This window comes from Roseovarius gaetbuli, assembly GCF_900172365.1.
In the GTDB taxonomy this organism is placed as follows: Bacteria; Pseudomonadota; Alphaproteobacteria; order Rhodobacterales; family Rhodobacteraceae; genus Roseovarius; species Roseovarius gaetbuli.
On record NZ_FWFJ01000064.1, the window covers coordinates 1 to 13,417 of the forward strand.

General features: G+C 53.4%; 8 protein-coding genes. 1 reads left to right on the top strand and 7 read right to left on the bottom strand.

The features are described 5' to 3' along the window. Nucleotides 1-2,194, bottom strand: a 2,194-nt coding sequence (locus tag ROG8370_RS18455; protein ID WP_139838221.1) for a FecR family protein, incomplete at its 3' end; no start/stop codon positions are given. Nucleotides 2,195-2,337: 143 nt separating this feature from the next. Here ROG8370_RS18455 and ROG8370_RS18460 point away from each other — a divergent pair. After that, nucleotides 2,338-4,620 carry a CHASE2 domain-containing protein gene (locus ROG8370_RS18460; RefSeq protein WP_139838222.1) on the top strand — a complete coding sequence of 761 codons (2,283 nt, stop codon included), beginning with the start codon at nt 2,338-2,340 and terminating at the stop codon, nt 4,618-4,620. A gap of 1 nt (nt 4,621) precedes the next feature. Here ROG8370_RS18460 and ROG8370_RS18465 read toward each other — a convergent pair whose 3' ends face one another. From ROG8370_RS18465 to ROG8370_RS18490, 6 genes are all read right to left on the bottom strand, one after another. Continuing rightward, on the bottom strand, nt 4,622-5,944 hold the full coding sequence (locus tag ROG8370_RS18465; RefSeq protein WP_085828615.1) for an HlyD family type I secretion periplasmic adaptor subunit: 1,323 nt from the start codon (nt 5,942-5,944) through the stop codon (nt 4,622-4,624). A gap of 2 nt (nt 5,945-5,946) precedes the next feature. Beyond that, nucleotides 5,947-8,058 (bottom strand): type I secretion system permease/ATPase, encoded by a 2,112-nt coding sequence (locus ROG8370_RS18470; protein WP_170925302.1) that lies wholly within the window; start codon nt 8,056-8,058, stop codon nt 5,947-5,949. A gap of 71 nt (nt 8,059-8,129) precedes the next feature. Beyond that, nucleotides 8,130-9,434, bottom strand: a complete 1,305-nt coding sequence (locus ROG8370_RS18475) for a TolC family protein (RefSeq protein ID WP_170925303.1) — start codon at nt 9,432-9,434, stop codon at nt 8,130-8,132. A gap of 217 nt (nt 9,435-9,651) precedes the next feature. Then, complete coding sequence (locus tag ROG8370_RS18480; RefSeq protein WP_085828618.1) at nt 9,652-10,032, bottom strand: DUF3307 domain-containing protein; 381 nt, start codon at nt 10,030-10,032, stop codon at nt 9,652-9,654. Continuing rightward, nucleotides 10,029-12,212, bottom strand: coding sequence for a cyclic nucleotide-binding domain-containing protein (locus ROG8370_RS18485; RefSeq protein WP_085828619.1), 2,184 nt, complete (start codon nt 12,210-12,212; stop codon nt 10,029-10,031). The genes ROG8370_RS18480 and ROG8370_RS18485 overlap by 4 nt, the downstream gene beginning before the upstream one ends. Further along, nucleotides 12,209-12,913 (bottom strand): cyclic nucleotide-binding domain-containing protein, encoded by a 705-nt coding sequence (locus ROG8370_RS18490; protein WP_139838223.1) that lies wholly within the window; start codon nt 12,911-12,913, stop codon nt 12,209-12,211. The genes ROG8370_RS18485 and ROG8370_RS18490 overlap by 4 nt, the downstream gene beginning before the upstream one ends. Between the last annotated feature and the right edge of the window lie 504 nt (nt 12,914-13,417).

Sequence of the window (13,417 nt, forward strand, 5' to 3'; positions counted from 1 at the left end):
TGTCGACGTCCTGACCGTCCGAGACCGTGTAGCTGATCGTGTCGGTGCCGTTGAAGTCGGCATCCGGCGTATAGCTCAGCGTGCCGTCGTTGTTGATCTGCACGCTGCCGTGCTGCGCCGTCGCCTGGGTCACGCTCAGTGCATCGCCGTCGACGTCACTGTCATTGCCCAGCACCGCGATCTGCACGCTGGTGTCCTCGGCCGTGACGGCGCTGTCGTCCTGCGCCACCGGCGCGTCGTTCACCGCGCCCACGTTGACCGTCACCTCTGCCGTGTCGACGTCCTGACCGTCCGAGACCGTGTAGCTGATCGTGTCGGTGCCGTTGAAGTCGGCATCCGGCGTATAGCTCAGCGTGCCGTCGTTGTTGATCTGCACGCTGCCGTGCTGCGCCGTCGCCTGGGTCACGCTCAGTGCATCGCCGTCGACGTCACTGTCATTGCCCAGAACCGCGATCTGCACGCTGGTGTCCTCGGCCGTGACGGCGCTGTCGTCCTGCGCCACCGGCGCGTCGTTCACCGCGCCCACGTTGACCGTCACCTCTGCCGTGTCGACGTCCTGACCGTCCGAGACCGTGTAGCTGATCGTGTCGGTGCCGTTGAAGTCGGCATCCGGCGTATAGCTCAGCGTGCCGTCGTTGTTGATCTGCACGCTGCCGTGCTGCGCCGTCGCCTGGGTCACGCTCAGTGCATCGCCGTCGACGTCACTGTCATTGCCCAGCACCGCGATCTGCACGCTGGTGTCCTCGGCCGTGACGGCGCTGTCGTCCTGCGCCACCGGCGCGTCGTTCACCGGGGTCACGTTGACCGTCACCTCTGCCGTGTCGACGTCCTGACCGTCCGAGACCGTGTAAGTGAAACGGTCAACACCAGAGAAATTTTGATCTGGTGTATAAGTGATCGTCCCGTCACCATTTAACGTGGTGGTCCCATTCGAACCATCCGTCGCCGAAACCAATGTAAGTGAATCACCGGTGTCATTTGCCAGAACAGAAACGACTATCGTGGCGTCCTCGCCATTGGTCACACTGTCGTCTTGGACCACTCGCACGACCGGCTCTTCGTCAGTCTGAAATCTGGTTTCTTTTTCCAACCCGTCAGATGTATTGTTGTTATTTCCGCCACTAGGTTCATCGTCTAAATCGTTTCTGCCTTTATCTCCCGGCGCACCATCATTCTGAGGGTTCGCCTCGTTCTCGCCGACGGGATTCTGGGTACCTCTCTGCCGACTGCTTGTTCCGAGTTCGACGAATGTCTCGCCATTCTCAACACGACCATAGGCAAGAGCATAAGCGTTGGCTGCATCAGCCAGAATATCGGCGTCATCGGCAAAATCACCAGCCGTTCGGTCAACAGCTTGCGTTTCGCCATCCACAGGCGAAATTATCCATTTCTTGTCGCTGCTGGTTATCGTCGCGATCAGATTACCCTCGAGATCCAGCAACTCGATTTCGCCGTACCCGCCGTCCGGATCCTGATTGAGCGATACAGAAACTGTAGTAACGCCAGCCTTTGTCTCCATATCAACTTTGACTGTGGTTCCCCGAATGCCCATGGTGGCGGTAGGCGTATTAACGTCCATGTCACCGGTTTTAGCCACTTCGCCAGCGATGAACACGAAGCCGCCCTCAATGAGATCGAAAACAGCCTTATTCTGGTCTCCACCCACTTCGTAAACCAATTCATCGAGCACCATCCGAGAATCTGAAGCGAGCGAAAAGATAGTACCGTCAGCAAAAGTCACCGACACCTTGCTGTCACTTTGCGTAAAAACGACGTCGTTTTCATAAACCTGACTGCCGACATCAAGCTCTACACGCGTACCGTCCGTGCGTTGTGCGTAAGCAATACCTTCCACGGATTCGACCTGACCGATTGGATCGGCCAACTGGGTCTCGCCCACTTGCGCGTATTGACCCGGCGCTTCGGGGCCAGCCAGGCGTTCAACAAGGTCTCCGCGCAGAATTGCGCCATCGGGAGATAGCAAATCAGCGGGTTCCCCTTGGCGGAAATAATCGGTTATCCGGACATCGGGCGCGCCATCACTCTGCACAATCAAATCGGATCCGAACCTGACAAATTCACCTGAAAACAGCTGACCGGCATCGGGCATAGTGACCTGAGACACCCCGGTCGCATCAAGGTAGATGACATCTCCGTCGATCACGGATAGCTCTGAAAAATCAATGTCACGCATGGTTTCGCCCCAAAATAAACATAAAATTATTGAAGCAGCATACACACCTAGACGATTCGGAGCAAAATTTTAGCGGCGAACGTCGAATTTCGCCCTTCCCGTCTATAGTGGACACAAAAAGTTGACTGTTGACGGCGTGCATTTTGCCGTCTTTGGTGAAGCAATTCGGTTCTTGCGGCGGGGTATTTTTACAGTTGCGCTACGCAGATCTCCTCACGGGCTTGTTTCAAAGCATTGGCTTGGGTCGCCTTTTGGGCGCGCTTCTTGTGTTTTGCCTGCTTGCAATTCGCATCGCGGACCCCAGCATCGTATCGGAAATGCGCTTCACGGCCTTTGATTTCTACCAGCGTATCAAGCCGCGTGAACCACAAAGGTTGCCGGTAGCGATTGTGGATATTGACGACGCCAGCCTTGAGGAATTGGGGCAATGGCCCTGGCCGCGCACGCGCATGGGCGACTTGGTAACAGGCATATCGCGTAACGGCGCTGTGGCTCTTGGATTTGACATCGTATTTTCCGAACCCGATCGGTTGTCGCCGGAAAAGATTGCCGAGGACAATCCATCTTTTACGCCTGAAGTGCTCGAAGAACTCAGGCGCATGCCCCGGAATGACGACGTTTTTGCAAAGGCGATCGCCAGCTCACGGGTGATACTTGGGCAATCCAGTATACGGACGAATGACGCAAACAGAGACACCAAGGTCAAAATGCGCGCCGTAGCGCACGCTGTGATAGGCGGAGACCCTCATCAGTTTTTAAATAGCTTTCCGGATATCTTGCAGAATCTGCCTGTACTGGAGGACGCGGCGACCGGGCGGGGAATGTTTTCGGTGCGACCAGATGAAGATGGAATTTACCGCCGTGTGCCTGTCGTAATGCGGGTTCAGGATCAGATACGTCTTGGGCTTGCGCCGGAACTGCTGAGGGTGGCAACGGGGGGCGACGCCTTTGCGGTTCGCGTGAATGAAGCCGGGATCGAAGGCGTCGTACTGGCACGACAGTTTATCGAAACAGCCTCTGACGGCTCGGTATGGCCATATTACAGCCCCTCATCGCGGGCGCGCTATGTTTCCGCCGCAGACATTCTGGCAGATCGCCTGCCTGCTCAGCGATTGGCCGGGCATCTGGTTTTGATCGGAACCTCGGCGATCGGGTTAGAGGATTTTCGCCCGACACCTCTGGGGAAACCGATGCCTGGAGTTGAGATTCACGCCCAACTGCTGGAAAATATCCTGTCCAAAACGCTTCTTAAGCGTCCCAATTATGCTGTTGCGGTTGAACTTGTCGCAGCGCTGATTTTGTCTTTCTTCGTGGTACTGATCGCTCCACGCAGTGGTGCGGCTCTGATGATTGCCTTGACCATTTCTCTGGCGGTGGGATGGGCTGGCAGTTCTTACTATCTGTTCAGTACAAACCAGATTCTCATTGATCCCGTATGGCCTGCCTTTTGCATCATTTCATCAGTTATGCTGATGTCCAGTCTGAACTATCTGCGCGAGGAACGCCTGCGGCAACATATCCGATCCGCATTCGGTCAATATGTCTCTCCGGATCTGGTCGCGAGCCTTGCGGAAAATCGCGACCAGCTCTCGCTCGGCGGCGACCGGCGCGAGTTGACTATTCTGTTCAGTGATGTCCGAGGATTCACCTCTCTTTCCGAGAAATATCGAGAGGATCCCGGCGGGCTGACAAAGCTGATGAACCAATTCCTTACCGTGCTGTCGAAACCCATTCTGGATCAACGCGGAACGATTGACAAATTCATGGGAGACGCCGTGATGGCGTTCTGGAATGCGCCCCTTGAAACCGCCGACCACGAACATGCCGCTTGCCGCGCCGCTCTCACGATGCAAAAAGACATCGAGGAATTCAATCGCATCCGACTGCAAAATGCCGAAGATGAAGACGTCTTGCCAATCGATGTCGGCATCGGGATCAACAGCGGGACCTGCATCGTTGGCAACATGGGCAGCGATACACGCTTCGACTATACAGCCCTTGGCGACGCGGTGAACCTTGCATCACGCCTGGAGGGGCAATCAAAAGCCTACGGGATCAAAATCGTTCTGGGCGAAAGCACCGCGCGGGCTGTCGAACGCGAGTTTGCAGTCATTGAACTGGACTTGATCCGCGTTAAAGGAAAGACGCGGCCCGAGCGCATATTCGGCCTTTTGGGCGGGGTTGAAATGCGTGAAGACAGTGCCTTTGCCGCTTTGAGCGAGACAAATTCAGCAATGCGCTCCGCCTATAATCAAAAAGATTGGATGGGCGCGCAATCGGCTTTGGATCGCCTCATGGGTGACGCGAAAGCATTACACATAGACATTGCCGACTATGCGGCCCTCTATGTTCGGAGAATTCAAGCCTTCTCGGAGAACGCGCCGGGCGACGAGTGGGATGGAGTTTACGTTGCAGAGACGAAATAAATCACCTCTCGCGCAATGCTTCGGCCTTCGCACGAGAGAAGGGTCGCATCAGGTATTTCAGAACCGTTTTCCGACCTGTTTGAATGTCGACCTGAGCGATCATGCCCGGGCTGATCGGTAGGGCTTCGCCTCTTTCGGCTAGGTTGCTTTCCTCGGTACGTACCATGACCCGGAAAAACTTTTCTCCTTCGCTATCCTCAATCGTATCTACGCCAATACGTTCCACCCGGCCATCCAAATCGCCGTAGGTGGTATAATCATATGCTGTAATCTTGACCGATGCAGGATCGCCCGGGCGAACAAAAGCCACATCTTTGGGCCGGATACGTGCCTCGACCAGCAATCGGTCATCAATGGGCACGATCTCGACCAACCGGGCTCCAGACTGCACAACAGCACCAATCGTTGTAATGTGTACTGTTTTGACTGCGCCACGCACCGGTGCGCGCAGGCTGGTTCTTGTGACTCGGTCAGTTGCGGCACGCAACGCTTCTTTAAGCACCGACAAGTCGGCTTGGACCAGCGTCATACGCTCACGCGCCGCCAACACATAAGAGGATTGCGCGGCGGCGATCTGATTTTCAGCTTCGCGGATTGCGGCCCGTGTTTTAGGCCGGCGTGCGTTGCTGATCGCAAGCTCGCCCTCGAGCTCGGCCAGACGTCCCTCCAGCCGTAAAAATTCGATCTCGGGCACCGCCCCGCTTTCGACAAGCCCCTCGGTCAGTTCGAGTTCTCTCAGCAATGGCGCAACCTGCTTTTGCAGCTTTTCCCGAAGCGCTTCGAGTTCTTCCAACTCGCCTTTTCTTTGCGCAAGTTGATCTCTGAGAACAAGGACTTCAGTCTCGAACTGCGTTCTTCGGGACAGATACACCTCCCGTTGCGCCGCAACAGCATCAGGCGCTCGGGACTGAAGCTCGTTGGTAAAAACCAAATTTCCAGAGTTCGTGGCTTCAGCCTCGATGCGGACAAACTCGGCAAGAAGTGCCGCCTCACGTTTGCGCAGTTCGCCCTCTTGGGAACCGGCCGCAGTGTCATCAATTCGGATCAGTTCATCACCGGCGTTCACAATGTCGCCTTCTTCAACATTAATCTTTGAAACAATACCGCTCTCAAGGCTTTGGATAACCTGTATCTGGCTGGACGGCACAACTTGTCCAAGTCCGCGTGTGACTTCTTCGATTTCATAATTCGCGGCCCAAAACATGAAACCAGCTAATCCGGCGATCAGAACTGCAAGAAGTAACTTGATCGATCCGCCCGTTTCCCTCGGGGGACGACTATTAGCGTTGTTGACGAATTCTTCTTCAACCCGGGCTCCGAACATAGTTAATGTTCCCCCGCCTGCTTCTTGATGCCCACGGCATTTAGCTTGGACATCACGTCGTCTCGCGGTCCATCAAGAACCTTTCGTCCGGAATCCATCACAATCATTCTATGAGCCAAATTCGCAAGTGCGGGGCGGTGCGTACACAGGATCAGCGATGTTTCATTATCCGGTAGCTCGCGCAATCTCTGGGCAACCAAGGTTTCCATGTCGCGATCCATTGCGTTGGTCGGTTCATCGAGAAAAACAATTTTGGGCCGGCGCAACAAGAGCCTGGCAAGCGCCAGGCCCTGACGCTGTCCGCCGGAAAGGTGGGAGCCCCTTTCACCGATAAACTGGTCAAGACCCTTGGGAAGCGTCGAGATGAACTCGTCCGCACCAGCCAAGTGCAGCGCCCTGTCAATCTCATCGGGCGGTGCAGACCTGCATCCGATCAGCAGGTTTTCGCGAAGCGTTCCCGTGAACAACTCGGTATCCTGCGGCAGATATCCGACCCCCGACCGCAGCTCGGACGGATCATATTGACCTAAACTGTGGCCGTCGATGAGGATGGTTCCGCGTTGGGGCACCAGCAGTCCGCTGAGAAGCTTACCCAGTGTGCTTTTGCCCGATCCGACCCGCCCCAACAGGGCAATGGTTTCGCCCGGTTTGATCGTTAAGGAAAAATCCCTAACCGCGGGCACTTCTTTGTTTGGATAGGTATAGGTGACATCGCTCAGTTGAACCGCACCCTTGCTTACTCTGAAATTGCTATGAATTTTCTGATCCCGCTCAGGCTGGAGCGCCATGAAGGTGGAAAGAGATTTCAATGCACTCCATGCGAACTGCGCCCGGAATATCGTTTGTGCTATGTTGCCGAGCGGAGCAAGCGCCCTGCTGGCCAGTATATTGGCGGCGATCAGAGCCCCAACCGTAATGCTGCCTTCCGCAATAAGAAACACCCCCCAAACAACGATGCCCACACTTACAAACTGCTGTATGGCCATCGTGCCATTGGCCGTGAAGTTGGACCAGAACCGGCCGCGCCCGCCTATTCGTGCCGCGATCGCACTTGAGCGGTTCCATTCCCGCTGCATTTCCGGCTCTGCGTTGAGCGACTTTACGGTATCCAAACCGGAGAGCGTTTCGATCAGAACCGTGTTTTTACGCCGGGACAAGGATTGGGTATCGCGTGTCGCCCGCCCAAGCGGCACCTGTGCCGCGAGCGCCAGCACCAGCATCACAGGCACCGCAATCATCGGGACATATGCAAGGGGGCCGACAATGAAATACAGGACAACAAAAAACAGACCGATGAAAACAAGATCGATAAGCGACAGCAAGCTCGCAGATCCGAAGAATTCCCGTACTGTTTCAAAATCACGAATGTGGCTCGCGACGCCAATTGACCCTACAGAAAAGTCCTCTGGCCTTAAGGCCATCGCATGTTGGAAAAGTCCTGCCGATATTCTGTTATCGAGTCGTCGTCCGACTCGCTCGACAATACCTGCGCGGACGGTACGCAACGCCCAATCCAGTATCAATGCGATGCTCACGCCAAGCGCAAGCGTCCAAAGCGTCACGAAGGCCAAATTCGGAACAACCTTGTCATATACATTCATGACGAAAATCGGCAGCGACAGACCAAGTAAGTTTATACATAACGCCGCGAAAAACACTTGCCCCCATTCGCCCCAATTCTCGCGCATCGGGCGCCAAAACCAGTGTCCGCGGTCATTGCTTCGATCCGCTGAAAGTCGGCGTTCGGCTCCTTCATCGTCGACGGTTACCAACATGACCTCGTTTGTGATGCGCCGCTTCAGATCCGACAGCTTGATTTCACTCTCCGAGGCCTCATTCCCAGGTTCCAGAATGCGTGCTTTTGTCTGCCCATCCAAAAATTCAACCAGAATGATCGGCTTACCTGAGCGGCTAAACACAACAGCGGGCAGGACTGCGGGATCAATTTCCTTAGGTTTCCGCAGAACCAAACGGGCTTTCAATCCGGCCGCGGCCAACAGTCTTACAAGATTGGGTTTGTCACTGCTTTCATAATTTGCAGGCAGGCGCGCCGTAGCGGCATTATCTGTCCATGGGCACCCGTGGAAAGAAGCGAGCCATGCCGCAGTCGCCAAAGCAGGCTCTTTTTCGGATCCTGGCCGAGACCCAGAGGGCGTTTCCAAGCGCTCCGCTGTCACGCTATTTTTCATTCGAGGGCACGGATCTCAGTGTTGAAAATAGCAGCAGGGCGGCCCGCGCGTGCACGCTTCTCGTAATTGGGCATAAGCGGCACATCCGCCGGACGGGCTCCAAAATAGTTGGCCAACTGACTTTGCGTTGCCAATAGCCGGAATTGGCTGAAGGCTAGGCTGGCTTTCGCGCTCACTTCTTCGAACCGTACGTTGAAAAAGGTTCTTTCGGCATCCAGAACATCCAACAGGCTTCGTGTACCGCCATCAAACTGCATCTGATATTGATCCGCCGCCTTGCGCGCAGCCGCCCTCTGATTACCCAGAAGAACAGTGCGCTCTATCCCGGTGCCATAAGAAATCCAATCTCTGGACGTCAGTTCCTGCACCTCGCGGACAACTTCCGCTCTTTCAGCCAGAGCCTCGCTCGTTCGACGGCTCAGGGCCGAACTGCGAGCCTTTCGGCCTCCGGCATACAAATCCCAATTAAGCTGAATCCCCACAAAAGCATCAGACTCATTTCCGGACAATCCATCCAGATTTGCGCCGTGGCGGATACCTGCACGCAATTTCAATTCCGGCAGTTCATCTGAGCGGTTTATTCCGGCTTGGTACTTGCTCTGTTGAACGCGGGTATCAGCCAAACGCACCCGGAAATTATTGCTCACGCTTCGAATTAACAGTTCGCGCAGAGTATCCGGAAGCTCTCGAACATTTGGGACAGACATGTTGGCGGTCGGCTTATGGCCTATCACAGTTTCATAACGCACTTTCGCATTTTCGAGCGCTTGGTTGACTTCCAGTCGGCTCAACCGTGCTGCCAGCAACTGTTCATCTATTTCAAACTCGTCGCTTGATGACAGACGGCCGACCTTGACCAACTTCTTGACCGAGCGCGATATTTCAACATGTCGGCGAATGTTTTGATCCGCAACACCAAGCAAGTCAGTGTGGCGAACGACATCAATATATGCCTCGACCGCATTCAGGGCGAGTGTCTCTGATGCATCCAGCAACTTGAAGATCGATTCATCTACCCTGGCTGAATTCCGATAAACCCGGTTTGCGCGTCGATACCCATCAAAGAGCGTTACTTCTGCGGCCAGTCCGATTTCACGCCCAAAGCGGGTACGACGGTTATCTTGGGGCGACAATCGCGTCGGGTCATCAAAATACTGCGCACCAGCGTCGCCGTAAAGAGAGAGGCGCGGCATGAAATCCTCTTCGAGCTGAAGCAGCTCAAGCGCTGACGCCTTTACATTCTCTTTTCCAGCCTGCGCTTTCGGGTTTGTCGTCACAGCCGCATGCACCGCAGATTGCATGGACTCGGCTCTTGCCGACGGAACATCCAAAACAAATGAAAACAGTGGGCTCACAATCAACGGGAGCAACCTAGATGCACAATGCGTCACCATGCAGAAATCCCTATTCTATATCATCAAAATCAGTAAGCGCGAAATGCGTATATATGCCTAACCTTCTAGTAATTTTTACATAAAATCAACTTTTATCACTCTTGCGTGTTGCATTTGGATCGGGTCATGCAACGCGTGTAATGACCAACAACATACCCACATAGGTAACTTGATGAGCAAACTGGTCCAGACCGGCCAAAATCCAGAAGCCTTTTTCACTAGCAGTAAATCCTAGTTCTTTCAATTTTCGGTCTTTGATCCAGTCCACATGGTAATGAACTATGAATTCGGCGGCAGAGATCAAAACAACCATCGCTATCGAAATCGGTGCAAACAACAGGACGGCAGCCCCCAGAACCGCATGCATACCCGAATGGCATAGGCCACCAGGGTGGCCATAGATACCTTTTGTTTGAATCATCCAAGTCGACTGAAAAACAAAATCTGCAACAAGATGCTTTGTCTGAAACAAAATCAACATGACTAGAAGTAAGTCGTAACTCATAACGTTTGATCACCTAAAATTTGGTTCGTCCGTTGCAATTTTTTGGCGAGCGCCGAAGCCATCCCCTTGTGCCAAATCGCAGCCAAGACTGGCTCAGATTCTTGTACACCTCTTATACGGTTTTCGGCAAAACGATACACTACGGTTTGACTATCCGCGACTACGTTCGCCGTTCTGCCCTTGCCTGAATAACTGGCGATTTCTCCGACGATAGCCCCAGATTTTTGTTTGAGCACGCGAATATCCTTTCCATCTTTACCTTTAATATAAACCGATAAGCTACCCTGATCTATAATGAAAACGTCGCCTGACTTTTCTCCTTCCTTCAATAACAATGTGCCTTCCGGAACCAACTCGCGATCCATTATGGTCAAAAACCGCTCGGCGATGTCTTGACTGCCCGTCATTTCAATCAAAGCAGACTTTGCGGTTTCCTCACTGGCTGCAAGAGGCAAACGGCGCAGCAAATCATCCTCCAGGGTTTCAAGCGCGATATCGCAAGTGTCATACACTTTGAACGTGCGGCTCCCCTCAAGAACCGATCGGCGCTCGATTTCCTGCAAGACATGTGGGTTCAGTTCACAAAGGATCACCTGAGCGAACCTCTCGGATGCCAGCAATTCAAGTTTATGCAAGGCAACAATCGCCGCCCCATCTATTCGGCTGACCCCTCTGAAATCCAGGACAACAGTGTTAACAGGTTGGGTTTGTTTCAAGAGGTTACGAATGTGCGCCGAAAGCTGCATGACCGATCCGAAGAACAGGAACCCCTGCAGGGAAACGACTGCAATTTCATGCCCATGCTGATCCAGAAAATCGGTTTGAAGCGGGCCGCGGTCAACCGTACTGCGGACGCGACCAAGGTTTGCCGAGTTTCGTATCACTGACAAGCGGCCATAGTTCACCGCAAAGATCAAAGACGCCGTTACGATGCCAAGGACAATAGCGGTCGGCATCTTCAGAGTCAGCGCAACCGCGACAATTGCGAAACTTAAAAGCCAATCCGAAAATCGCTGGCGGCGCCACTCGGACAGCAGCCATTTATTGACAATTGAAATCCCCAGAAACATCAGCAGGCCGGCAGAAACAAACCTTGGCACGCTGGTGTAAATCTCATTGGCAAACAACGCGCCACCGCCCATCACAATGCAGGCTGCAAACGGAGCATACCGGCCTTTCGCCCCGATCATGGATGCTATGGCAGTGTTGCCGGGGCTAACATAGCTGACGCTGCTTCCGAAACAGCCCGTCAACAGGTTGACTGCACCTGCGCGGAATGTTTCCTGACGCGTATCCACATCGCGCCCGACGGCTATTTCCGCACCGGCCACATTCAGCATTGCGCCGAAAATCCCAAGCAGAATTGCCGCAGTGACAATGGGCCAGTTTTCCAGAATGATATCAAATTTAAGTGCGGAAAATGAGGCGGCAAAATCCGGAACGTCCCTTGCTGCACTCAAATTCTCAGGTAAAAGCCCGGCACTTCGCGCCTCAGTGGCGTCAACATCCAAAACAAACAAAACCAGGTAGAAAAGGGCTATGCTCAGGGCCACACAGGATACCGTTCCGAAGTGCTTTGAAAGCCTGGCGGCACACCACAACAACATGGCAAAAAAAATTGTCAGCACAGGTATAAGTCCGGTCGAGCCCGCATTGGAAAAAATTGTCAGCAGGCTGCAATTCTGACCTTCGCAAACGACATAAAAGGAAGAACGGATAAGAAGTGTGCCAGATGCGGCCAGATAACCGGTTGTGACGGCAAAGGGCATAAGGCGGATCATCCGGCCAAGGTCGAACGCAGAGATCGCAATCATGGCGATTCCGGTCATTATGGCCGTAAGGCCAAGGAGCAACAGAACATTCAGTATCTTTTCACTGTCGTTCAGGTCCATGGTGTGGATCAGAAAAATCACCGGAATCAGAACCGCGATAGGAACGTTCTGCACATTTGAAAACATCGGCGCAGCGAAAGAGCGGCGCGTGTTGAGAGAAAGCGTTCCCAGAATGGCCGCCACCAGAAAAATGATCATGCCGATCGTCGCGCCCGCGATCATCTCTCCGGCAAACACAAGGGCAGCGAGCGCAACGGCGTGTCCCAGGTTGTCAAACCCGATAACAACTCCGATGGCCGCCTGTTTTAGTCGTGGACTGGCAGACTTTGCATCCGTAAATGCGCTCACTTGCGTTGCTCTGATTGCAACAAACGACTATTCGCTTCGATCAGTTTGGTGCGTGTCGCCAAGGCCAAATGCTCTTGCAGGTAAGCGCGAAATTCGCTGTCGGTACTCGCGGTCTTGCGCAACGCTTCGCCGGAAGCAGTGAAAATCAGGGCGGGCTGGTCAATGATGACGGTGGCAGAGGCCGGGCCCGGCTGCAATACATTCATTTCGCCGATGAAACCGCCCTTGATCGACGCGACGCTTTTTCTCTGCGAAATGACGTCCGCCCGGCCACTCAGCAAATAAATGAGATTCTCAACCTCTTCGCCTTCCCGGGTAAGCTCCGTTCCCACGTCCGCGTCGATCCAAATCCCCCGGTTCAGAAACTTGCGGGCAAGTGGTTTGGGCATGTCGTACAGGACATCATTTATAAGCTTGAGTTCGTTTTCGTTGAACCGCGTGGTCCGTTCAATCACATACAGGCGGCAAATCCCAAAGGTGCTGATGATGATCCACATGATCTGAATGATCGCGGCCGACAAATTGAATTTTACGGAAAGGCTGAGCAAAACCAGGCTGGCTGCGAAAAGATTCATGATTGCGTAGGGATAATGCGAGCCCCGGACAAGGCCCATTTGCAAAAGCGCATATGATGCTAAGTAGAACCCTACACCCAGATATCCGGCCCAATCGTATAATGTGTTTTGAGCAAGTTGGAACAATGGGAATTAGACCTTAAGAAATGTTCCCAAGCAGTAAACACGATTTTGTTACCGGCGCAATGATACTGATATGCAAACAGTAAACACGATTTTGTTACCGGCGCAATGATACTGATATGAAAGGCTGTTTTCCGCATTTGCGAACATTGCTGATGTCGGTCATTCAATGAAGAACGCCGCACAAAAAGTCTAACCTGTGCTGCCTGTTGTTATGGCACATTGAGCTACCCCCGGAAAATCGGACACTGACGTAAGCTGCGATTTGTAGTCTGCTGTTCGTCAAAACGAAGGAGATCAGGAATGCCGAAACAGAAGCAATATCATCCAGAATTCAAGGCCAGGATTGCGTTTTAAGCGCTGAAAGCCAGAGAGACTATGGTAATCCCCCCCAAAATTAGTGGTGTTCAAAAGTAGAATTTTCTCGGCAAGATATCTGAGGAGATTTACGATGAAGAACGGACGATTTAGCGACGCTCAGATCATGACGATCCTGAAGCAGGCGGA

What these genes read in the sequence shown, in the direction of transcription:
- ROG8370_RS18465 (WP_085828615.1), bottom strand. Translation starts at nt 5,944, where the DNA reads ATGTTCGGAGCCCGGGTTGAAGAAGAATTCGTCAACAACGCTAATAGT.
- ROG8370_RS18475 (WP_170925303.1), bottom strand. Translation starts at nt 9,434, where the DNA reads ATGCAATCTGCGGTGCATGCGGCTGTGACGACAAACCCGAAAGCGCAG.
- ROG8370_RS18480 (WP_085828618.1), bottom strand. Translation starts at nt 10,032, where the DNA reads ATGAGTTACGACTTACTTCTAGTCATGTTGATTTTGTTTCAGACAAAG.